General features: G+C 46.5%; 19 protein-coding genes. 12 read left to right on the top strand and 7 right to left on the bottom strand.

The genetic code is table 11. The features are described from left to right. Positions 1–61 precede the first annotated feature (61 nt). From carB to MMOL_RS08660, 5 genes are all read right to left on the bottom strand, one after another. Positions 62–3265 (bottom strand): carbamoyl-phosphate synthase large subunit, encoded by a 3204-nt coding sequence (gene carB / locus MMOL_RS08640; RefSeq protein ID WP_015832644.1) that lies wholly within the window; start codon positions 3263–3265, stop codon positions 62–64. A gap of 101 nt (positions 3266–3366) precedes the next feature. Further along, complete coding sequence (gene carA, locus MMOL_RS08645) at positions 3367–4506, bottom strand: glutamine-hydrolyzing carbamoyl-phosphate synthase small subunit (RefSeq protein WP_015832645.1); 1140 nt, start codon at positions 4504–4506, stop codon at positions 3367–3369. Positions 4507–4671: 165 nt separating this feature from the next. Beyond that, complete coding sequence (locus MMOL_RS08650) at positions 4672–5292, bottom strand: DUF2238 domain-containing protein (protein WP_015832646.1); 621 nt, start codon at positions 5290–5292, stop codon at positions 4672–4674. Positions 5293–5319: 27 nt separating this feature from the next. Continuing rightward, positions 5320–6129 carry a 4-hydroxy-tetrahydrodipicolinate reductase gene (dapB, locus tag MMOL_RS08655; RefSeq protein ID WP_015832647.1) on the bottom strand — a complete coding sequence of 270 codons (810 nt, stop codon included), beginning with the start codon at positions 6127–6129 and terminating at the stop codon, positions 5320–5322. 60 nt (positions 6130–6189) lie between these two features. Beyond that, entirely contained in the window at positions 6190–7179 is a 990-nt protein-coding gene (locus tag MMOL_RS08660; RefSeq protein WP_015832648.1) for an outer membrane protein assembly factor BamE, read from the bottom strand. A 90-nt stretch (positions 7180–7269) separates the two neighbouring features. Between MMOL_RS08660 and fur the strand changes: the two genes are divergently transcribed. After that, positions 7270–7695, top strand: coding sequence for a ferric iron uptake transcriptional regulator (fur, locus tag MMOL_RS08665; protein ID WP_015832649.1), 426 nt, complete (start codon positions 7270–7272; stop codon positions 7693–7695). A 56-nt stretch (positions 7696–7751) separates the two neighbouring features. Here the strand turns inward: fur and recN are convergent, their stop codons facing one another. Beyond that, the gene (recN, locus tag MMOL_RS08670; protein ID WP_015832650.1) at positions 7752–9404 is read right to left on the bottom strand and encodes a DNA repair protein RecN; all 1653 of its coding nucleotides are present in this window, start codon (positions 9402–9404) and stop codon (positions 7752–7754) included. A gap of 189 nt (positions 9405–9593) precedes the next feature. Beyond that, entirely contained in the window at positions 9594–10463 is an 870-nt protein-coding gene (locus MMOL_RS08675) for an NAD(+) kinase (RefSeq protein ID WP_081433027.1), read from the bottom strand. A gap of 243 nt (positions 10464–10706) precedes the next feature. Between MMOL_RS08675 and MMOL_RS08680 the strand changes: the two genes are divergently transcribed. The 11 genes from MMOL_RS08680 (at position 10707) to MMOL_RS08730 (ending at position 23112) form a co-directional block, all read left to right on the top strand. After that, positions 10707–12599 carry a sulfatase-like hydrolase/transferase gene (locus MMOL_RS08680; protein ID WP_015832652.1) on the top strand — a complete coding sequence of 631 codons (1893 nt, stop codon included), beginning with the start codon at positions 10707–10709 and terminating at the stop codon, positions 12597–12599. A 37-nt stretch (positions 12600–12636) separates the two neighbouring features. Then, positions 12637–13659: a heat-inducible transcriptional repressor HrcA gene (gene hrcA, locus MMOL_RS08685; RefSeq protein WP_015832653.1), complete on the top strand. Its 1023-nt coding sequence runs from the start codon at positions 12637–12639 to the stop codon at positions 13657–13659. 65 nt (positions 13660–13724) lie between these two features. Continuing rightward, entirely contained in the window at positions 13725–14828 is a 1104-nt protein-coding gene (hemH, locus tag MMOL_RS08690; RefSeq protein ID WP_015832654.1) for a ferrochelatase, read from the top strand. Positions 14829–14901: 73 nt separating this feature from the next. After that, positions 14902–15906 carry an ADP-glyceromanno-heptose 6-epimerase gene (gene rfaD / locus MMOL_RS08695; RefSeq protein ID WP_015832655.1) on the top strand — a complete coding sequence of 335 codons (1005 nt, stop codon included), beginning with the start codon at positions 14902–14904 and terminating at the stop codon, positions 15904–15906. Beyond that, entirely contained in the window at positions 15906–16469 is a 564-nt protein-coding gene (locus MMOL_RS08700; RefSeq protein ID WP_015832656.1) for an SIS domain-containing protein, read from the top strand. Before rfaD ends, MMOL_RS08700 begins: the two co-directional genes overlap by 1 nt. A gap of 113 nt (positions 16470–16582) precedes the next feature. Continuing rightward, the gene (gene hldE / locus MMOL_RS08705) at positions 16583–18043 is read left to right on the top strand and encodes a bifunctional D-glycero-beta-D-manno-heptose-7-phosphate kinase/D-glycero-beta-D-manno-heptose 1-phosphate adenylyltransferase HldE (RefSeq protein ID WP_015832657.1); all 1461 of its coding nucleotides are present in this window, start codon (positions 16583–16585) and stop codon (positions 18041–18043) included. Between the two features lie 13 nt (positions 18044–18056). Beyond that, complete coding sequence (waaF, locus tag MMOL_RS08710; RefSeq protein WP_015832658.1) at positions 18057–19088, top strand: lipopolysaccharide heptosyltransferase II; 1032 nt, start codon at positions 18057–18059, stop codon at positions 19086–19088. Positions 19089–19092: 4 nt separating this feature from the next. Next, positions 19093–20658 carry a hypothetical protein gene (locus MMOL_RS08715; RefSeq protein WP_015832659.1) on the top strand — a complete coding sequence of 522 codons (1566 nt, stop codon included), beginning with the start codon at positions 19093–19095 and terminating at the stop codon, positions 20656–20658. Between the two features lie 29 nt (positions 20659–20687). After that, positions 20688–21629, top strand: a complete 942-nt coding sequence (locus tag MMOL_RS08720; protein ID WP_015832660.1) for a hypothetical protein — start codon at positions 20688–20690, stop codon at positions 21627–21629. A gap of 18 nt (positions 21630–21647) precedes the next feature. After that, positions 21648–22313, top strand: a complete 666-nt coding sequence (locus tag MMOL_RS08725) for a cytidylyltransferase domain-containing protein (RefSeq protein ID WP_015832661.1) — start codon at positions 21648–21650, stop codon at positions 22311–22313. Between the two features lie 46 nt (positions 22314–22359). After that, positions 22360–23112, top strand: coding sequence for a glycosyltransferase family 25 protein (locus MMOL_RS08730; RefSeq protein WP_015832662.1), 753 nt, complete (start codon positions 22360–22362; stop codon positions 23110–23112). The last annotated feature ends 5 nt before the right edge of the window (positions 23113–23117 follow it).

A 23117-nucleotide genomic window follows, 5' to 3' on the forward strand; every position in this document is an offset into this window, starting at 1 on the left:
ACACTCACACGAGCGTGGTTCCAGAAGTAAAATTAAATCGCGAAACTAGCTTTAGTTTATTTTAGCTTAGTTGTTTATGCAAGTTCTGTAATGACTCTACTTGTATCTCTTGCATGTGTGCCATACCGATACATGCCGCTTTAGCACCAGCAATAGTCGTGTAGTAGGTCACTTTGTTTTGCAATGCAGAACGGCGAATCTCGTAAGAGTCAGCCACTGCACGCTTATCTTCAGTCACATTCACAATAAAGCTAATATCATCATTCTTAATCATATCAACGATATGCGGACGGCCTTCAGCCACTTTATTCACAGCTTGCACTTTCAAACCATGCTCAGCTAGCGCAGCTGCAGTGCCTTTAGTTGCCACCAACTCGAAACCGAGTTGATGCAATTGCTGTCCGATTTCAACCACTTTCAAGTAGTCTTCTTTACGTACACTGATAAATGCACGACCGCCTTCAGGTAATTTGGTAGAAGCTCCTAATTGTGACTTCAAGAACGCTTCAGCAAAGGTGGCACCTACGCCCATCACCTCACCGGTTGATTTCATTTCAGGCCCAAGAATCGTATCTACACCCGGGAATTTAATGAATGGGAATACTGCCTCTTTCACTGAGTAGAATGGTGGAATGATTTCGCGTGTCACATTTTGTGATGCAAGCGTCTGCCCTGCCATACAACGTGCTGCCACTTTCGCCAATTGCAAACCACAAGCCTTAGATACGAAAGGCACAGTACGTGACGCACGTGGATTCACTTCGAGCACGTAAACCGTTTCGCCCTGAATGGCGAACTGCACATTCATTAAACCTACGACGCCTAGCGCTTTTGCCATTTGTTTGGTTTGCACGCGCAACTCATCTTGCAACGCAGCTGATAAGCTATAAGGCGGCAATGAACATGCTGAGTCACCTGAGTGTACACCAGCTTGTTCCACGTGCTCCATGATGCCGCCGATAATCACTTCTTCGCCGTCAGACAGCGCATCTACGTCCACTTCCAACGCATCATTCAAGAAACGATCCAGCAATACTGGTGACTCATTAGAAACTTTAACCGCTTCACGCATATAGCGCTCAAGCTGGCTTTGCTCTTGTACGATTTCCATCGCACGACCACCCAATACATAGCTAGGACGCACCACTAATGGGTAACCAATTTCTGTAGCTAAGCGAATCGCTTCATCAGGGGTACGCGCAGTACGGTTAGGCGGTTGCTTCAAGCCTAATTCCTGCAACATTTTCTGGAAGCGTTCACGGTCTTCTGCCATGTCAATCGCATCTGGGGTAGTACCAATAATAGGCACACCCGCCTTTTCCAAGTCACGTGCTAATTTTAATGGGGTTTGACCACCATATTGCACAATCACGCCTACTGGTTTTTCCAGCGCTACGATTTCTAATACATCTTCCAATGTCACTGGCTCAAAGTACAAGCGATCTGAAGTGTCGTAATCGGTAGAAACGGTTTCAGGGTTACAGTTCACCATGATAGTTTCATAGCCGTCTTCACGCATTGCAAACGCCGCGTGTACACAGCAATAGTCGAATTCAATACCTTGACCAATACGGTTAGGACCACCGCCCAACACCATGATTTTCTTTTTATCGGTAGGCTTTGATTCGCACTCTTCTTCATAAGTGGAGTACATGTACGCTGTGTTGGTCGCAAACTCAGCCGCACAAGTATCTACGCGCTTGTAAACCGGACGTACGCTCAATGCCTGACGATACGCGCGCACTGCGTGCTGATCTGTGTCCAGCAATTTAGCTAGGCGTCTGTCAGAGAAACCACGACGTTTTAATTGCAATAAGGCTGCTTTATCTAAATCAGCAATATGTTTGCCTTTTAGCGCTTGCTCACGGTCAATAATATCTTTGATCTGCACCAGGAACCATGGGTCAATTTTGGAAATATTAAATACTTCATCAACACTCAAGCCCATTCTGAATGCATCACCCACATACCAAATACGCTCAGGGCCAGGTACACCCATTTCCTTGGTAATCGTGTCTAAATCTGTGGTTTTTTCATCCAAGCCATCTACGCCCACTTCCAAACCACGCAATGCTTTTTGGAATGACTCTTGGAACGTGCGGCCCATTGCCATTACTTCGCCCACAGATTTCATCTGTGTGGTTAAACGAGAATCTGCCTGCGGGAATTTCTCGAAAGCAAAGCGAGGAATCTTGGTGACAACATAGTCAATGCTTGGCTCGAATGACGCTGGAGTTGCGCCACCGGTAATTTCATTACGCAGGTCATCCAATGTAAAGCCTACCGCTAATTTAGCCGCCACTTTAGCAATCGGGAAACCTGTTGCCTTAGACGCTAGTGCAGATGAACGTGACACGCGCGGGTTCATCTCAATCACAATCATACGACCATCATCTGGGTTAATCGCAAACTGCACGTTGGAACCACCGGTATCCACGCCGATTTCACGCAATACCGCCAATGAGGCGTTACGCATGATTTGGTATTCTTTATCGGTCAAAGTTTGCGCTGGCGCTACAGTGATAGAGTCGCCAGTGTGTACGCCCATCGGGTCTAAGTTTTCAATTGAGCAGATAATGATGCAGTTGTCCGCAGAGTCGCGCACCACTTCCATCTCATACTCTTTCCAGCCCAACAGAGATTCTTCAATGAGCAATTCATTCGTTGGTGACGCATCCAAACCGCGTTCACAAATGGTGATGAACTCTTCGCGGTTGTACGCAATACCGCCACCACTACCACCCATGGTGAATGACGGACGAATAATCGCTGGATAGCCAATGCTAGCTTGCACTTGCAAGGCCTCTTCCATACTGTGCGCAATGGCTGAGCGCGCAGAACCCAAACCAATTTTGGTCATGGCTTCTTTAAATTTTTGGCGATCTTCCGCTTTATCAATCGCTTCTTTAGACGCACCGATTAACTCAACGTTAAATTTAGCAAGCACACCGTGTTTGTCTAAATCTAAAGCGCAATTTAACGCAGTTTGGCCGCCCATCGTTGGCAACAACGCATCTGGGCGTTCTTTTTCAATAATCTTTTCAACCACTTGCCAGGTGACTGGCTCGATATAGGTTGCATCGGCCATTTCCGGGTCGGTCATAATCGTTGCAGGATTAGAGTTCACCAAGATAACGCGGTAACCCTCTTCTCGCAGCGCCTTACATGCCTGTGCACCTGAGTAGTCGAATTCACAAGCCTGGCCAATTACAATTGGACCTGCACCGATGATAAGAATTGATTTTATGTCTGTACGTTTTGCCATTAGATTTACTTTTTAACAAATTTGTCTTGCATCAATCCACGCGAAGCCGCGTGATGCTCTATATCCGGACCACCTACTATAGACGGCCGGATGAACTTCATTTACTGCGCACGCATCAAGTCGATGAACTTATCGAACAAGTAGCTCATTTCAGTTGGGCCAGGGCTAGCCTCTGGGTGGCCTTGGAAACTGAATGCTGGTTTATCAGTACGTGCGATACCTTGCAAGCTACCATCAAACAACGACACATGCGTTACTTTAACGTTTGCTGGCAAAGTATCTACATCCGCTGCAAAACCGTGGTTTTGGCTAGTAATATAAACACGTTTAGTTTCCACATCTTGCACCGGATGGTTTGCACCATGATGACCGAATTTCATTTTCAAGGTCTTAGCACCAGACGCAAGCGCTAACAATTGATGGCCTAAACAGATACCGAAAGTAGGAATACCTTTGTCTACAATCGTTTTAATTGCGGAAATTGCGTAGTCACATGGCTCTGGGTCACCAGGTCCATTTGACAAGAATACGCCATCAGGATTCAGTGCCAACGCCTCTTTAGCCGTTGCCTGCGCTGGCAACACGGTTACTTTACAGCCGCGAGAAACCAGCATACGCAAGATATTACGTTTAACACCGTAATCGAATGCAACCACATGGAATTGCTCTGCAGGCGCCTGCGTGAAGCCTTGACCCAATGCCCACTCGCCTTCAGTGAACTGGTAAGACTTCTCACAACTCACCACTTTGGCTAAGTCCATGCCAGCCAAACCTGGGAAACCAGCGATAGCATGAGTTGCCAATGATAGCGCGGTAGCCTCATCTGCTTCACCAGCAACGATAACGCCAGTTTGCGCGCCTTTTTCGCGCAGGATTCTTGTGAGTTTACGTGTGTCGATGTCAGCAATCGCTACTACATTGTTAGCGACCAAGTATTCAGACAAAGATTGGGTGTTTCTAAAGTTACTATGTGTTAGCGGCAAATCCCTAATCACCAAACCGCTGGCATACACTTTGCCAGACTCTACGTCTTCATTATTAACACCGTAGTTGCCGATGTGCGGATAAGTCAGTGTAACAATTTGTTTGGTATAAGATGGGTCTGTCAATATCTCTTGGTAGCCTGTCATCGAAGTGTTAAACACGACTTCAGCTACAGCATGCCCAGAAGCTCCGATTGACATGCCACGAAACACGGTTCCATCTGCTAGTACAAGTATGGCGGGCAGGTTTTGTGACACAATAACTCCTCGGTTTTACGATAATTAAAATTTACGACATTAAAAACTTCTAATCTTTAGTCCATCATGAACAGATGGCAGATGTGCAAAACGGGAGGAGCTTGTATATACTCTTCCCGTTTCAGAATTAACGAATTATAGCGAAAAAAAACCGACTAATCAATGTCAACGTGACACATTCATCATCTGCCGGTCCTGCAGTCTTGCCAAAAACGCCTGCGCAGCCATCGCCCCTATTAGGGCCATCAGCATGTCCCACTGCGTATCCCACACATCACCTTGCGTCCCCAAAAACGCATCCGCAGCGCCGCCCTCATAAGCCGCCACCCACCATTCGATAAACTCGTAAAACGCACTAATGCTAAGGCAAATGCAGCTCACAATAAAGAACAGCCAACGACCAGCCACCAAAGGGGATTTTCTTAATAAGATTTCGCGCGCCACCATCGCAGGCACAAACCCTTGTGCAAAATGCCCAACCCTATCGTAATAGTTGCGAGACAGTTCATACGTATCGCGCAACCAATTAAACAAAGGCACCTCAGCATAGGTGTAATGCCCACCAACCAACAAAATGACAGCGTGAATTAATATCAGCGCATAAACCAACTGGGTAAAAACAAAAGAACGGTAGGTAGCAAACAATACAGGCAAGGCAATCATCACAGGCGCCACTTCCAGCGCCCATGTCAACCTATCAACAGGATGGATTGCAGACCAAACAAACGCAACACCCAGGAGACTGAGTAAAACAATGTAGTAGCAACAACGATGTGCGGTCATCATTGATGAGGATAGCAGTGACAGAAGCCTCTAGCGCAAACCCAACACATCCCGCATGTCGTACAGACCTGAATCTTTAACTGCTAAATACTTGGCAGCACGCAGCGCACCCAAGGCAAAAGTTGCACGGCTGCTTGCCTTGTGCGTTAATTCCACGCGCTCGCCAATACCAGCCAACACCACAGTATGGTCACCCACCACGTCACCGCCACGCATGGTGGCAAAACCAATTTTACCCGCCTCACGCTCACCGGTCACACCCTCGCGCGCATACACTGCACAGTCTTTCAAATCTTGCCCCAGACCTTGAGCTGCCGCCTCACCCAAACGCAAAGCGGTACCAGATGGCGCATCCACTTTATAGCGATGATGCATTTCCACCACCTCAATATCGTAGCCTTCATTGAGCACGCGTGCAGCCTGCTCTACCAGATTAATTAGCAAGGTCACACCTACACTCATGTTCGGCGCAAATACAATGGCAATATTTTTTGCCGCAGCCTCAATTACCTGCTTTTCTTCCACAGAAAAGCCAGTGGTTCCGATAATCATCTTTACCTTGTATTTTTGACATGCCGCTAAATAAGCCATGCTTGCTTCCGGCCTTGTGAAATCAACCAGCACGTCTGCATCTTTTAGCGCAACGTCAATATCAGAAACCACGCGCACCCCTGACACACGACCAAACTGCTCGCCCGCATCACGGCCTAAATGTACATTTTCTGCACGATCTAGCGCACCGTGCAATACCAACTCAACGTCGGAAAACACGCCCTCTAACAAAGCGTGGCCCATCCGGCCTGAGCAACCTGCAATTACAACTTTCAATGGATTTGCCATATCAAAAAACCTATCAATTTCTACAAATTACTTTTCTATACAAATTACTTTACTGCAAGATTAAAAGCCAATCTTTTCCAACATGCGATCAAAGAAGCTAGGCTCATTTTCTGGCGGCAAATCCTGAGGCTTAGGCGCAACTTTATTGCCTACGCGCGGCGCGGCAGGAGCAGCCACGGCATCAGACTCAACCTCTTCTGGCAATGAGCGTAACTTGCGGTCGAACACCATACCTGACGCCGATTCATAAAGCGGAGAGTTCACTGGTGACTCAACAGGCGCAGCAACTTGTGGCACAACTTCTGGCTCAGACTGCTTAACCACCTCAGGTATTACTGGAGTAGCCTCGACCACAGGTGCAGGACTAGCCACAGCGGCTGGCGCAGCAACAGCTGCCTCAGTTGATGGAGCCACAGGCACTGCTAGTGGAACTGCCAGCATGGATGGCGACGCGTCGGTAGCCGCAGGCTGCTCAACAGCATCGACCTTGATTTGCTCTGCAGCTTTAGGCTCAACCGCCTTAAGCTCTGGCACTTTTTTCACATCAGCTTTTGCTGCCGGCGCTTTTTCCTCAGGCGCCTTAGCCGGCGCAGCTTCGTCTTTTTCCCAGAATTTCAGCTTATTAATTAAGCTCTTTTCTTCTGGCTTTTTATACGGCTCGACCAAGCGAGTCCCGGTATTGGCACGCTCAGTTTCAGGTGCAGCACTGCCAGCTGGAATCACGTCACCGCGCACTGCTTTTAACAAGTCTTTTTCAAAATCAAGAATCACACGACGCTGTTCGATAATCTTGCCAGCCTCGCGCATTTGATACACATAGTCCCAACGGTTACCGTGGAAACTATCCTGAATCAGCGGAGTCCCCATAATAAAGCGCACTTGAGATTTGGTCATGCCAGGACGTAGTTGCAACAGCATTTTAGAAGTGACCACATTACCCTGCTGAACATCCAGCTTATATGGCTTAATGCTAGGAAGCGCCGTACCACATGCAGTGCAAAGCAAAACCAGCAAAACAACTAGATAACGTAAACTAGAAAAATAACGCATATCATGACTTTAATTTGAATTGGCGTTAATATACCACGTAGCGACTGAAGCCAAAACATCCACCCTATTAATTGTGAATATTCCAAAATCATGCAAGATCAAAAAGATTTAAAAAACGCTGGGCTCAAAGCCACCTTACCAAGACTTAAGGTGTTAAACCTTTTTGAGAACAGCAAAGAACGCCACCTATCGGCCGAAGATATCTACAAGATTATGATTAACGCTGGTGAGGATGTGGGTTTGGCTACGGTCTATCGCGTACTGACACAATTTGAGCAAGCAGGCCTATTGATTAGACACCACTTTGAAAGCGGTAAAGCAGTGTTTGAGCTGAATAGTGGTGGACACCATGACCACATCGTCTGTATTAAATGTGGTCGCGTTGAAGAGTTCTATGACCCAGAAATCGAAAAAAGACAAGAAAGTGCAGCGGCTAAACTAGGCTTCACCATGCAAGATCACTCACTGACCATTTACGGCGTTTGCTCTAAGCAGCCATGCGAGAGCAAAGAGTAAATCCGCATAGATTAGTAAAACAGTGCAGCTTTAGCGCACCCACCCGCAGTAAAAACTTACCCTAACAACATTTCCTTGGCATGCTGCCTTGTTGTTTCGGTAAGCGCTATCCCACCCAGCATACGTGCTACTTCCTCAATCCGGCTATCTGCACTTAATGCGGCAATCGTACTTAAGGTTTGACCGCCAGCCTGAGATTTACTTACTCGCAAATGATGCTTACCAAGCGCCGCCACCTGTGGCAAGTGGGTAATCACTAACACTTGTCGCTGCTCACCCAATTGCTTCAGCAAGTTACCTACCACTTCTGCTACGCCACCGCCAATACCAACGTCAACCTCATCAAAAATCATGGTTGGGATACTGCCTTGTTGTGCCGTCACCACACGTATTGCCAAACTGATACGTGACAACTCACCTCCAGAAGCCACTTTACTGAGTGAACGTGGCGCAACGCCCGCGTGACCTGCCACCAAAAACTCAACCTGTTCCAAACCACTGGCACTAGGCGCAACAGGCGTTAACGCTACTGAAAACTGTCCCCCGCTGAGAGACAAGCGCTGCATTTCAGCAGTGATTTTTTGGTGCAGGATAGCGGCAGCAGCTGCCCGGCCCGTACTTAAACTTTCAGCTAACTTTGTATACTCACTAAAAGCCACACGCTCCTGCTCAGCCAGTGCGCCATCGTCTGCAAAACTGGACAACTCAGCCATTCTCTCCTGCCAGCTTTGAAGTAGAACGGGTAAATCCTCCACTCGCGACCGATATTTGCGCGCGGCAGCGTGTATAGACTGTATCCTCGCATCCACCTCACTCAAACGTGCAGGATCCAGCTCCATGCGCTGAATGTAGCGATTTAGAGAACGGCTTGCTTCTTGCAGTTGAATCACACCTGAGTCCAGAGACTCAGAAACCTCAACCAAACTGGCATCATAAGCCTGCATGCCTTGCAGATGGTGCTGCACTTGCGCCAATAAATTGAGCGCAGACAACTCGCCTTCGCTCAATAGCTCCAAGCAATTTTCACCACTATTAATTAAGCTGGCGCCATTGGAAAGCAACAAATGCTCATGCTGCAACGCATCCCACTCTTGCGCTTCAAACGCTAGCGCCGAGAGTTCACGTACGTTATCTCGCAGCAAAGCTAACTCATCGGCATAAGCCTCTGCGTTCTTCTCCAACTCCAAACGCAGGCCATGCAGGCGATACCAATGCTTATATTGCTCCGCTACATTTTTTGCCACACCTAACAAGCCGCCAAACTCATCTAGAATTTGACGCTGAGTTACGGCTTTAAGCAGAGAGTGATGGGCATTCTGACTGTAGATATCAACCAAAAACTCACCCAGCTCTTTAAGCTGTTGCATGGTGGCTGAAGCGCCATTAATGAAAGCACGTGAGCGGCCATCAGCGTAGATAACACGGCGTAATAGCAGCTCAGGCTCATCATGCGCAATCTCCTGCTCGGCCAACCAAGTTAATGCTTCAACATTATTTTGCAGTGAAAAACATGCACTAATCTCAGCTTTGTCGCAGCCAGCACGGGTCACGCCACCTTCACCGCGTGCGCCCAAAGCCAAAGACAGCGCATCAATCAGAATTGATTTACCTGCACCAGTTTCACCCGTCAGCACCGTAAACCCTGATTGAAAATCCAGATCAAGCTGATCAACAATGACGAAATCGCGAATTGAAAGTGTTTGTAGCATAATTCAATCAGTCCATTTTATTGCCAAATCAAAATGACAAGGCTTAGAGCGGTGCAGTAGATATAGATTAGAGTGCAACATGATGATTACAACTCAAGATTGCTCAATTGTTGTTACAGACACACCCACTATTATTTCATAGCCTTTGCGGAGAGATATGGCGCCAGCGACTCTGTAAAAGTACAGGTATTAACCCCAGTTTAGTTTATTTCTGAGCATATCAAAATAGCAATACTCCACGGGATGTAGCAGTGAGATTGTCTTTTCTGCACGGCGTATTACGATTTTATCACCCACTTCCAAACCAAGTTGGAATTGACCATCAAAGCTTAACTGGGCTTCATCAAACTGCACTACGGTAACAACGATATTACTCGCACTACTCACTGCAATTGGGCGGTTACTCAGCGTATGCGGACAGATGGGCACTAGTGAGATTGCTTCTAAATTAGGGTGTAGAATCGGCCCGCCAGCCGACAACGCATAGGCTGTTGCACCGGTCGGTGTGCCAACAATCAGGCCATCACTACGCTGCTTATAAACGAACTTACCATCGATTTCAATTTCCAGCTCGATCAAGCGCAAACCGCTCTTAATCACCACATCATTCAGTGCATGGCTAGTGTAAATAATCTGGTTATCTCTCACCACATCGGTGGATAACAACATACGCGGTTCTTCTATGGAATCTCCCGCGAGGATGCGATCAATTTCAACCAGCATATCTTCTGCGCGCAAATCGGTTAAAAAACCAAAACGACCACGATTGACACCGACCAAAGGAACATCAGCGTCAATTAAACTACGAGCAACACTGAGCATGGTGCCATCACCACCCATGACGATTGCAAGATCTGCAACCTGACCGATTTCACTTATAGCTAACGTTTGGTAGCTAGTAAGCTGAGCATGATGTGCGGTATTTTCCTCAACCCACACCTCATAGTGCCGGGCGGATAAATGTCGGGCTAAGTCTGCTAAATCCGCCTGCATCAACTGTAAAGCCGATACATTCATATATTTGCCGATAAGCGCTATTTTTTTAAAGTTTGTCTGCACGGCAGAATTAAAACATAGTCAGTAAATCTTAGCAAAGCGAAAACCATACATAGCATGCAATAAATATCATCCACCCCTACATTTTTTGCGTCATAATGACCAACAAGCCATATATCAACAAATGAATATTTAACACATTGTGTTAATAATCAAAAAGTTAACAAAAATAAATGCGATAAAAACCTACTGGCGTAATTTTTGCTTATCCAGCCCAATCTAACATTTTCCAATAATAAAACCTATATGACGGCTCCAATTCAAAACAACATACTGAAAACATATTTCTTACTCACTTACGTTGCAGTGCTAGCGCTGGTATCTGATTCAATCCCGGTTGCGAGCATTTTCCAGGATGGCTTAATCCCTACCGGCTTTATGCTCATCACCTGGTTGCTATATGGCTTATATTACTTACTACCAGCCATCGTCGTTACCGCATTAGTTAAATTTATTAGCAAAAAAAATACCCGTGCTGTGTATGCAACCGCAGTGATTAGCGGAGGCCTCACCACCTTAGTCATGTATGCAAATGCCAAATTGTTTTCACTTTACGGCATGTTCTTTAATGGATTTATCCTCAACCTAGTCGCCACCCCTGGCGGCATTGAGTCCCTAGGTGGAAGCAGTGCATCTGACGTGGGCTTCGCACTGATTGCGCTCGGGTTTATGAGCGCACAAGCCCTAGCTTTATGGTTAGTACACTATTTTTATATAAAAAAATCAGCACCGCAGTTATCGTTCAAATTTCTACCGATTACCGCTCTCGTTGCCACTGTATTTGTACATATGGGCTTTGCTTTAGATAGCTACACCACTAACCAGTTAAATGTCGTTGCACAAGCCATTCCGTTTTACCAAACAGTATCGGCTCGTGGCTTCTTTAAAAGCCTAGGGCTGACCACTAAGCGTGAAGCTAAACTTAAACTAAAAGGTAAGCTCAACTACCCACTTAACCCGATTCAATTCAAACAACCAGCCAAGCCATACAATATTATCTGGTTAACTTCAGAGTCTTGGCGCGCAGATACCCTCAACGAAAAAATCATGCCTAACAGCTGGGAGTTTGCCAAAGGCGCGGCTAGATTTACCCGTAACTACAGCACCGGCAATGGTACACGTATGGGCGTATTTGGCATGTTTACCGCCATGCCTGGCAACTATTGGTTTCCTTTCTTGGAAGAACGCCGCGGTGCCGCCATTATTGATGTGTTGCAGCAACAGCAATACCAAATGAGCTTTTACACCAGCGCCAAATTCTCTTACCCGGAGTTTGATAAGACTATTTTTGCACACGTGCCAGCCGAGCAACTACACGACAAGAACAAAGGTGCCAGCGGTTGGGAAAATGACCGTAACAATGTCACTGATTTGCTGTCGTTTATTGATCAACGCGACAAAAGCAAACCGTTCTTCACATTTATGTTTTTTGAATCACCGCACGCACGCTACTACTTTCCGCCTGAAAGCGTGATTGCAACGCCATATCGCGATGACCTCAACTACGCTACCTTAAGTAAAACTGCGCTACGTGACAATATTGTGCCGATTAAAAATCGCTACATTAACTCCGTGCATCATTTAGATATGCAATATGGTCGTATATTCGACTACTTGAAACAGCACCAACTGTTAGACAACACGATTGTTATCCTCATCGGCGATCACGGCGAGGAGTTTATGGAGCACGGCTTCTGGGGCCACAACTCTACGTTTGTAGACCAGCAGGTACGTACCCCACTCGTTATTTACAAGCCAGGCTCAGCACCGTTGGTGAGCGACCAAATGACCAGCCATATGGACGTTGTGCCCACCATCATGCCATTAATCGGTGTGAGCAATCCAAGTAGCGACTACTCCACTGGTTACAACCTGTTAGCTGGCGAAAAGCGCACTCACACTTATATTTCAGATTGGGACAAAGTCACTTACGTGGATGATGATGTGAAAATCACCCAGCCAGTAAATGCTAAAAGTTTCGCGCTGATGACCTCCAGCAGGGGCGATGACACAGCGCTGCCTAGCGATGAACGTAAGGGATTATTGCAGCAGAAACAGCCTGCCATGCTGCAATTGGTGCAGGATTTAAGTAAATTCTTCAAGAAAAAAGATGGTCACAGACCAGCACCCCCCCGATAGCATTGCCTTATCAGGCTAACTGACCGATAATTTGCGCATGAGCTCCAGTATCGACAAACGTGCGCAAATTTTACTCAAAACCTTGGTTGAACATTACATTAGTGATGGTCAACCAATCGGGTCACGTACTTTATTGCAGCACTCAGGTTTAGACGTCAGCCCCGCCACCATTCGCAATGTCATGAGCGATTTGGAGCAGCTAGGGTTTATTGCCAGCCCACATACCTCCGCTGGTCGTATCCCCACACAAAAAGGCTATCGCTTATTTGTAGACTCTCTGCTCACAGTCAAACCTCTAGAATCACAAATCGTACAGCAGCTGAAAAGCGGCTTGGCTTCGCCTAACCCTAGCGAGCTGATTACCAATGCCGCGGATATGCTGTCGCAGCTCACCCAGTTTGCCGGTTTGGTGATGACCCCCAAACATAAGCGCATTGCATTTAAGCATCTGGAGTTTTTAACGCTTTCAGATAAAAGGATACTGGTTATCATTGTCACCAGTGATGGCAACGTGCAAAACCGCATTATCCTCACGGAAAAGAAATTCAGCGCGAGTGAACTGACACAGGCCGGTAATTATTTTAACGCGCACTTTTCCGGCCATACCTTTGAAGAAGTACAGCAAAAACTGCATGCTGAACTGAAGCAGATGCAAAACGACATGAATCAGCTCATGACCGCTGCGCTGGAGGCCAGCAATAAAAAGGCGGATGAAGATGGCGTGGTGATTGCAGGTGAGCGTAATTTACTACAAGTGGACGACCTCTCTACCAACGTTGCCAGCTTGCGCAAATTATTTGAAATTTTTGAACGGCGCACTAGTCTGATGCAGTTATTAGACAACAGCCAGCATGCTGATGGCATACAAATATTCATCGGTGGAGAAAGTGGTTACTTACCTCTGGACGAATGCAGCATGATTACAGCACCATACGAAGCCGATGGGCAAGTCGTAGGCACACTAGGCGTAATTGGCCCTACGCGCATGGCATATGAACGCGTGATCCCGATTGTAGATATCACCGCAAAGCTACTCTCTAATGCACTTTCATCGACCTAAGTTGCTACCCCCGAAACAACAAGGCATCTATTAACATACAAGTAACATATATAAAGATAGGCAACATGGCATATTTCAACCCCGAACCCAAATACGAACACGGCGACCAACTGAAAGTAGGCATTCTGCTTGCGAATCTCGGCACGCCAGACGCACCTACCGCACAAGCACTGCGCCCTTATTTACGTCAGTTTTTAAGTGACCGTCGTGTCGTGGAGATTCCACGCCTAGTTTGGTGGTTTATTTTGAACGGCATTATTTTAGCCATCCGTCCCAAAAAATCTGCTGAAAAATACGCAAGCGTCTGGACCAGCGAGGGCTCCCCCTTACTGGTCCATGCTAAAAAACAAGCCCTACTGTTACGTGGCTTTTTAGCGCAAAAAATCCAATCCCCGTTTACGGTGGAGTTAGGCATGAGCTACGGCAATCCCTCTATGGAAAGCGCCATACAGAAACTAAAAGCCCAGCACTGTGACCGCATACTGGTATTTCCGCTTTATCCGCAATACGCAGCCAGCAGCACAGCCAGTGCATTAGATGCCGTTTGGCGTGTACTGCTTAAAACCCGCAATATGCCAGCGATTCGCACCATTAAGCACTATCATGACCACCCTGCTTATATTGAGGCGTTGGCGCAAAGCGTACGTGAGCACTGGCGCATCAATGGTAAGCCCAATAAATTAGTCATGAGCTTCCATGGCGTGCCTAAGTTTCATCTACTCAAAGGCGATATGTATCACTGCGAATGCCACAAAACGGCACGTCTACTTGCGGAAGCACTGGGGTTGAATCAAGACCAATACGTCATCGCTTTTCAATCCAGATTCGGCAAACAAGAGTGGCTCAAGCCATATTTGGCCAATATATTAGAATCTTTAGGCAAATCTAAAGTCAATCGTATTGATGTGATTTGTCCTGGATTCTCCAGTGACTGCTTGGAAACGCTGGAAGAAATCGCAATGGAAGGCAAACATATATTCCAAAGCAATGGCGGTGGAGAATACCACTATATCCCAGCCCTTAATGAGAGTGAGGCATGGATACACGCCATGACCGCGATTACACTGGAAAACCTGCACGGCTGGGTCAGCACCGACTGGGATGCAAACCAAGCTAAAAAGGACGCAGAAATGACAAAATTGAGGGCGCAAGGTTTAGCCAACAATTAATAAGCGTTATACTGGACGTTTTACAATTTCAAACACGCCGTCACTTTGGGCGGCGTAATTTAGGTACTGATCAATGATCGTAATTACTGGCGGCGCCGGCATGATAGGCTCTATCATCGCTTGGCATCTCAACACCGAACTGCAACGTGATGACTTAGTCATCGTAGATCGCATCACGCACGAAGAGCAATGGCAAAATCTGGCGCATCGCCAATATGCGCACTATCTGGATAAAGACCAACTCATGTCTTGGCTGCAAGGTGAAAATGGTGTTGCCCGTACTGACATTGAAGCCGTTATTCATATGGGTGCGATTAGCGCCACTACTGAGCGTGATTTTAATAAACTGGTAGAAGCCAATATCCAGTACTCCCAAAACTTATGGACATGGTGTGCCCAACAACAAGTACCGTTTTTCTACGCGAGCTCAGCTGCAACTTATGGTGATGGCAATTTGGGCTATGACGATGCCAGCATAGAAAACCTCAGACCACTCAACGGCTACGGTTATTCCAAACACTTTTTTGACCAATGGGCATTACGCCAAGTCAGCAACAAGCTGCCAACACCACCGGCTTGGGCTGGTTTCAAGTTCTTTAATGTGTATGGTCCAAACGAATACCATAAAGAACGTATGGCGAGCGTTGCCTTCCATACCTTTAACCAGTTCAGCGCCACCGGCACCATGAAGCTGTTTAAAGGCACCAAGGCCGGGGTGGAAGACGGCATGCAAATGCGTGACTTTGTGTATGTAAAAGATGCTGCCGCGGTGGTGAACCACTTTGCCACATCAGCCATCGCTAAAAAAGCGGTGCCGAATGGCATTTACAACATTGGGACCGGCCATGCTAGAAGCTTTAAAGATTTGGCCACCAACGTAATGCAAAGTATGCAGCGTGAACCGCATATTACCTATGTGGATATGCCGCAGGATTTACAGGGTAAATATCAATATTTTACCGAAGCGACTATGCAAAAACTCGCTAATACCGGCTACAGCCAACCTTTCCACAGCTTGGAAGAAGGCGTGCGTGATTATGTACAGAACTACTTAATGCAAGAGGATAAATACTGCTAATGAAGTACGTTAACTACCTAAAAGATGAGCATGCCGCCCACATGGCCATGTTTAACGCACTGGAGCCACTGTTCCCACTCATCAGCGATGTAGGCATCGCTATGCAAAATACCATTAAGAATGGTGGAAAAATTTTGCTAATGGGCAATGGCGGCAGTGCAGCCGACAGCCAGCATATTGCAGCCGAAATTGTGGGGCGCTTTAAAAAAGAACGTAAAGGCATGCCTGCCATCGCCCTCACCACCGACACTTCTATCCTCACTTCGGTTGGTAATGATTATGGCTACCACTATATTTTTGCACGGCAGATTGAAGCGTTATGCCGCCCTGAAGACCTAGTAATTGGGCTCACCACCAGCGGCAATAGCGCTAATGTTGTGAACGCGATTGAAGCCGCCAATGCAATTGGTGCTACAACAGTAGGCTTAACCGGTGGTACTGGCGGCAAACTGAATGAGTTATGTACCTACAATATCGTGATTCCATCCAGCGTCACCGCTCGCATTCAGGAAGCACATATTTTTGTTGGGCACTCGCTCTGCGAAATTCTAGAGTCGGTTTAAAGCGATGGATTGAGTCTAGTGTGCTCAATCCCCGTTTCCACCACATCAAATGCCGACGTTCATCGGCATGACAAAATGCATATCACACGCTTAGATGTATAATCACCCTCACCATGACCCAGCAAAAACTTCTAGACACCGTTAAACATTTTGGCAGCCTCACCGAGCACGTACTCGTGGTGGGTGATGTCATGCTCGATCGCTATTTAATGGGCGAAGTGAACCGTATCTCGCCAGAGGCACCAGTCCCAGTGGTGCTGATCAAATCACAGCACGATAGAGCCGGCGGTGCGGCCAATGTTGCCGCAAACTTATCGCTACTGGGCATCAGTACTCGGGTGATTGGCTGCGTAGGTACAGATATTGAAGCCGACATTCTGCTTAATTTAATGACAGCCACCAACATCAATGTTGAGCATGTCATTCGCTCCAAACAACGTCCTACCGTGGCCAAGACACGTATTTTAGGCGGACATCAGCAGATGATGCGCTTAGATCAAGAGGACAACACCACGTTCAGCACAGAAGAAAACGCACAGTTATTAGGTGCAATTCAAGCTGAAATTGCGCGCAAACCTGCAGTGGTTATTTTATCTGACTACGCAAAAGGCCTATTAAGCGCAGAGGTTTGCCAACAGCTAATCTCACAATGCCACACGCATGGTATTACCGTGCTAGTTGACCCCAAAGGCCATGATTACGCCAAATACCAAGGGGCAACAGCACTCACCCCTAACAAAAAAGAAACCGCAGAAGCCTGTGGTACCTCTATCCATGATGCCAGCTTGATTGAAAAAGCCACCGCGCTTAAAAACACATTGAATCTAGAGTTCTTAGTGGTCACGCGCGGCGAAGAAGGCATCTCATTGATTGATGCCGACAGCCATCTCTTACCGGCCACGGCAAAACAGGTATTTGACGTATCTGGCGCAGGCGATACCGTGATTGCGACCTTAGCTGCCGGCTTAATCCACCAGCTTAGTCCGCTAGAGGCGCTGCAGCTTGCCAATATTGCGGCAGGTGTGGTGGTCGGCAAAGTAGGCACCGTACCGATTAACCGCAATGAACTAATCGAAGCGCTAGCTAGTGAACAGTCATCAGAGCAGGCGCATAAAGTATGTGACTTGCCTCATTTGATGCAAAAAGTAGAGGCTTGGAAAAAAGCTGCGCAAAAAATCGTGTTCACTAATGGCTGCTTTGATTTACTGCATGCCGGCCATGTGACATATTTAGAAGCTGCAAAAAAACGTGGTGACAAACTGATTTTAGGCTTGAACACTGACCGCTCGGTGAGCGCACTGAAAGGGCCTACCCGCCCAGTGGTGCATGAAAATGACCGTGCGCGCGTACTTGCTGCACTGGAATCCGTCGATGCTGTTATCTTATTTGATGAAGACACACCGCTGAATTTAATTAACGCGGTAAAACCCAATGTGATTGCAAAAGGCAGCGACTATACCGCTGACCAAGTGGTGGGCGGTAAAGAGGTAGAGTCATGGGGCGGTGAAATTGCCTTAATTGATTTAGTAGCGGGTCGCAGCACCAGCAACATCATCAAAAAACTTGAGAGTTAATACCGTACCAAACATGTCCGCTGAAAAAATCCTGATTCTCGGCCCATCTTGGGTGGGCGACATGGTGCTGGCACATAGCCTATTCCAAACGCTCAAAACACAACATCCAAATGCCATCATTGACGTGGCGGCACCAGCGTGGACACTACCGCTAATCGCGCGCATGCCTGAAATTAACCAAGGTATTGCTTTGCCGTTCAAGCATAGGCAATTAGCACTACTAGACCGCATCAAGTTTGGCCGAGCCCTTAAAAAACAAGGTTACACGCAATCCATCACTCTGGTAAATTCGCTGAAGTCAGCTGTTTTACCGTTGGCGGCAGGCATTCCGCAGCGTACCGGCTTTTTGGGTGAGTGCCGCTATGGTTTGCTCAATGATATCCGCCCATTAGATAAAACCAAGCTACCACGTACTGTGGATAGATTTGTTGCCTTGGGCACAGATCGACATCAAATACCAAGCAACTACAGCATTCCTAACCCACGCCTGATTGCAGACCGCAACAATGCCCTGCAGGCCTTATCCAACATGGGTTTAAATGCACCCGTGACTAAAGTACTAGGGCTATGCCCAGGCGCTGAGTACGGTGAAGCCAAGCGCTGGCCTGCAGAATATTATGCAGAAGTTGCCAATGCAGCATTAAGCCACGGCTGGCAGGTATGGTTATTTGGCTCAGATAAAGACCTGCCGGTGACGCAAGAAATCAATCGGCTTGCAGACAACCGCTGCCAGGATTTTGGCGGCAAAACCAAACTAGGTGACGCGATTGACTTGATGTCACTGTGCGATACCGTCATCAGTAATGACTCTGGTTTAATGCACGTTGCCGCTGCACTTGATAAAAAGGTGATAGCAATTTACGGCTCCAGTGACCCTCACCACACCCCGCCTATGCATCCAGATGCGGTAGTCGCCTACTTGGGGTTAAGCTGCAGCCCGTGCTTTAAACGCGTGTGCCCACTTACCGAGCCGGAGGCACAACTTGCATGCTTAAAAAAGCTAACACCACAATCTATTCTTCAAGACATCAAGTTTTTGGCGTAAGCAGATGCAAAAGGTTACAGCTTACATTCAGCAATTAAGTGATAACAAGTTCATTTTATTGATGTCGCTTTTAGCGGCCATCACGGCATGGCGCGTTATTTATATCCAGCATGGCTGGCTTAACGTAGACTCTTTACTCTATTTTGAATCTGCCCGACTATTTGCCATCGGTGAGTTTAAAGAAGGGGCGGCAGTATTTAACTGGCCTTTATACTCACTACTAATTAGTGCAGTGCATCGCATCACCAGCCTCAGCATCCATACCTCAGCGCAAGTGCTGGATATTGTGTTCTTCGCGATTACCGCATTTAGCTTTAGCTACCTGATCAAACTGGCTGGCGGTAATAAACTAACTATCGCTTGCGGCGCGTTCTTGCTGCTTAGCACACCGTATATCGTTGGCGATGTGTTGCCCATGCTGCTGCGTGACCAAGGTTTCTGGGCGGCATTCTTAACTAGTTTAGTGTTTTTTGTGCGGTATTATCGTACCCAGAAAATCAGTGACGCCTTGCTCTGGCAGCTATCAACTATCGTGGCTATGCTATTTAGAATTGAAGGCTTAGCCTTCCTTGCCATGCTGCCGCTTATTTTATGGTTACGCTATCACCTAAGTTTTACGCAAAGACTCAAACAATTTTTGCTTATCAATAGCTTATCCATCTTGACAGTAGTCGGCATATTGGCAGCCTTAGTACTATCACCGTCTGTCACCCTTAGTGACTTTGGTCGCATCAAAGAAGTGATTTCTCTGATATCGGATGTTTCTCAAGCATTTAATGTCAAAGCTGTCATGATGGGCAATGTGCTTGGCAGCTATTTTGAAGATTATGGTCTGATTGCTTTAGTAACAGGCCTGCTCAGTATTTTGCTTTTAAAAATAGTCAGTATCATCAGTTGGCCCGTGATTGCACTGTACGCGCTCAATCGCAATGCACTTCATCGCACGCAGCAAGACTCACCAGCACTCCCGTTGCAAGACGACACGCGTATTATTTTTTATAGCGTAGCTGTAATTAGCATCATCAATGCTTGCGCCAGCATGGCCAGAGTGTTTGTATTGTCGAATAGATACATCGTAACCATTGGCTTTATCGCGCTTATTTTTGCGGCATTTTGCCTGGCATCGCTTATGCAAAAACTGCGTAGCAACGCTTTTGATCGCCCATGGCAAAAATGGATCACCATAGGTTTAATCATTATTTTTAGTGCGTCCTACATTAAAAACACCTTGCCTAAAAAAGAGGGCTACACTTTTGAGAAAGACGCTGTTGCTTATGTAAAGCAAAAAAACATTACGAACGATAGAATATTCTTCGTCACCGACAAAACTGTTTTTTATGCAGGAGCCCAATTTAATGGCAGACATTCAGACCATTGGCAACACACGCTAGATGCGATTAAAGACGGCTCTATCTACCACTATGATTATTTGCTGCTTTATGCTGAAGTGGATGAGAATAGCGCCGAGCAAGCAAAAGTCATCCGCGAGCAATTAAGCCAGTATCGGTTAGAAAAAGAGTTTTACGGCGTGAATAAAAAGAAAAAGATTATGCTTTACGTTAAGCAGTAACGGGCTATCGAGACGACAAAATCCAAACCATGAACAAGCTTACCTCTATTTTTCGTCGTTTGCGCCTAGGTGAAAAGTTTAAACACCAATATAGCTGCCACCCGAATTTTGATATCAAACGCGGTGCCGAGCGTTGCACCATCGTGTGGAAAGGCAGAGCAATTGCTGAAGTTGCGCTTGCACACACATTAAGTCATCAATATAAAGGCGCGTGCTTTACCGTGGCAACCGGCCCCTCCTTAGCTGAGATTGACCTGAAACAGCTTGCCGCTTTTGACACGATTAGCCTGAATTGTGCTATCAAGAAATTTAACGATGCAGGGCTAACACCAACGCACTGCATTGTGGTGGACCGTAGGGTGTTTGAAAATCAATGGGCATGCATTCGGGACTCCATCCTATCTGGTGCCAATTGCTTTTTCTCATACGTAGGTTTATCTAGAATTTGTGAAAGAGAGCCGGAGTTACTGCAGCACGGTAATATTTACCTGATCGAATCCATCTCCAGAAAGTTTGGCGTGCCTCGTGTCAGCAAAAGCGATTTGCTGAAACAAGCTGCAAACGATGCTGAAATATTTTTAGATGAGAAGTTTCCGGAACTATGCCGAGCTGTTGGCTTTAGCGCCAACCTGAGAAAAGGCCTGTTTTCAGGCAAAACAGTTGCTACTTGGTCCACGCAGTTGGCGCCAGCTTTAGGTTATCAGCAGAATTTTATTATCGGCATGGATTTAGGTGGCACTGGTAAGAAGCATTTTTATGCTGACGGCAACCACGCACCACCTGACTTTATGCGTGACTACGAGCCATATATACGCGTTTGTTTTGAACAAGCCAAACGTGCCAGCCTAGCAATGGGATTTGAGGTTTATAATCTGTCAAAAGATAGTACACTACCACATGAGATTATTCCTAAAATCAGCATGGAACAAGCACTAACGTTGGCTACAGTACACAATCAAAATAACTATTAAATTGCACCAGCACACACTATGAAAATTATCATTCCGCTACAAACCTGCTCTACACGTATTCCGTTAAAGAACATTCGCCCTTTTTATAACGACGACTCTTTGTTTGACATTAAGGCAAAGCAGATTTTAGAGTTTGAAGCTGCTGACAATGTCTATGTGTCTTCAGAAGATGAAGAAAAAGTGCGCCCGTTATGCGAAAAATACGGCTTTCACTTTATGCTAAGAGACCAGTCTTTAACTGGCAATAAAATCTATCAGCCAGACTTAGTGAAAGCATTGACCGAGCCATTGCCAGGCGATGATGACATCATGTGGATACAAGTGACCTCACCGCTATTTAACCAGTTTAAAGAAGCACTGGCTGAATGGAAAAAAGTGCGCGACGACTATGATTCACTAGTTGCAGTAAAACCATTTAAAGGCCACTTGCTTGACGATAAAGGCAATCCGGTCAACTATAGCTTCGGCTACTGGCATAAAGTATCGCAAGACTTACCTAAGCTTTACTCCGTATTGTGGAGCCTGTTTATCTTAAAGCGCACTACAGTAAATCGCTTTAATTACCACATAGGCGTTAACCCTTATCTGTTCGCTTCAGACAACATGGTGGTGGATATTGATTACCATGAAGACTTCGAGCTTGCTCGCCATATTTATACGAAGATTCACGGAAATAACGACTAACCCCCCCATTAGCCGTACCATTCACAAGCATCTCAAAAATCTGAATATGAACCTACCTTTTTTTAAGTACATTTGCTGTATTAATCTAGACTCTCGTCCCGACCGCTGGGAAGGCATGCAAACCCAGTTTAACAAAGTAAACATTGTAGATGCACAAAGATTTTCTGCGGTGTCATTTGAAAAGCTGCAAAACAACCCGCCGCCAGAAGGCTTTAAAGCCAAGATTATGGCCGCATTGCAGCGTAAAAATGAAGCAAAAAACGCTGAGCATCAAATCAAAGCCATGTGGGGCTGCTTATCCAGCCACGTAGCAGTAATTAAGCATGCTAAAGCACAAAACTGGCCGTATGTGCTTATTTTAGAAGATGACTGCGAGTTTGAGCCGTACACCAATACCGTCATGCAACGTGTCATGGAGCAAGTAAGTGACTTGGATTGGGATATGCTGTACTTAGGCGGTAATCAAAAGAAATATGGCCTACGCCAACGTAAAAGCAAGAACCTGGTTGCAGTGACTGGCATCACCCTAACCCACGCCTACATGGTGCGAGCCAGCATCTATGACAAAATAATCAATGAGGCACCACAAGCCAACATGACGATTGACGACTTTTACGCCAAACAGCTACAGAATCATGTGAAAACTTTGCTGGTAGAGCCGCCAGTAGCCTACCAAGCACCAGATGAAGTCAGCGATATTAGTCAGGTCGCCAGAAGAAAAAAATACAACTGGAAGAGTCTGCTCAGACGTAGCAAACGTTGGCTAGCAAATGTCAGGTATGGCGCTCAGGCCAGTTAGTTATT

The organism is Methylotenera mobilis JLW8 (assembly GCF_000023705.1).
Taxonomy (GTDB): Bacteria; Pseudomonadota; Gammaproteobacteria; order Burkholderiales; family Methylophilaceae; genus Methylotenera; species Methylotenera mobilis.

Excerpts from the sequence above, each read along its gene's own strand:
- MMOL_RS08660 (WP_015832648.1), bottom strand. The coding sequence starts at position 7,179 with ATGCGTTATTTTTCTAGTTTACGTTATCTAGTTGTTTTGCTGGTTTTG.
- MMOL_RS08700 (WP_015832656.1), top strand. The coding sequence starts at position 15,906 with ATGAAGTACGTTAACTACCTAAAAGATGAGCATGCCGCCCACATGGCC.
- MMOL_RS08720 (WP_015832660.1), top strand. The coding sequence starts at position 20,688 with ATGAACAAGCTTACCTCTATTTTTCGTCGTTTGCGCCTAGGTGAAAAG.
- recN (WP_015832650.1), bottom strand. The coding sequence starts at position 9,404 with ATGCTACAAACACTTTCAATTCGCGATTTCGTCATTGTTGATCAGCTT.
- carB (WP_015832644.1), bottom strand. The coding sequence starts at position 3,265 with ATGGCAAAACGTACAGACATAAAATCAATTCTTATCATCGGTGCAGGT.
- MMOL_RS08730 (WP_015832662.1), top strand. The coding sequence starts at position 22,360 with ATGAACCTACCTTTTTTTAAGTACATTTGCTGTATTAATCTAGACTCT.
- fur (WP_015832649.1), top strand. The coding sequence starts at position 7,270 with ATGCAAGATCAAAAAGATTTAAAAAACGCTGGGCTCAAAGCCACCTTA.
- MMOL_RS08725 (WP_015832661.1), top strand. The coding sequence starts at position 21,648 with ATGAAAATTATCATTCCGCTACAAACCTGCTCTACACGTATTCCGTTA.
- MMOL_RS08715 (WP_015832659.1), top strand. The coding sequence starts at position 19,093 with ATGCAAAAGGTTACAGCTTACATTCAGCAATTAAGTGATAACAAGTTC.
- rfaD (WP_015832655.1), top strand. The coding sequence starts at position 14,902 with ATGATCGTAATTACTGGCGGCGCCGGCATGATAGGCTCTATCATCGCT.
- waaF (WP_015832658.1), top strand. The coding sequence starts at position 18,057 with ATGTCCGCTGAAAAAATCCTGATTCTCGGCCCATCTTGGGTGGGCGAC.
- hrcA (WP_015832653.1), top strand. The coding sequence starts at position 12,637 with ATGAGCTCCAGTATCGACAAACGTGCGCAAATTTTACTCAAAACCTTG.
- MMOL_RS08680 (WP_015832652.1), top strand. The coding sequence starts at position 10,707 with ATGACGGCTCCAATTCAAAACAACATACTGAAAACATATTTCTTACTC.
- hldE (WP_015832657.1), top strand. The coding sequence starts at position 16,583 with ATGACCCAGCAAAAACTTCTAGACACCGTTAAACATTTTGGCAGCCTC.
- MMOL_RS08650 (WP_015832646.1), bottom strand. The coding sequence starts at position 5,292 with ATGATGACCGCACATCGTTGTTGCTACTACATTGTTTTACTCAGTCTC.
- dapB (WP_015832647.1), bottom strand. The coding sequence starts at position 6,129 with ATGGCAAATCCATTGAAAGTTGTAATTGCAGGTTGCTCAGGCCGGATG.
- hemH (WP_015832654.1), top strand. The coding sequence starts at position 13,725 with ATGGCATATTTCAACCCCGAACCCAAATACGAACACGGCGACCAACTG.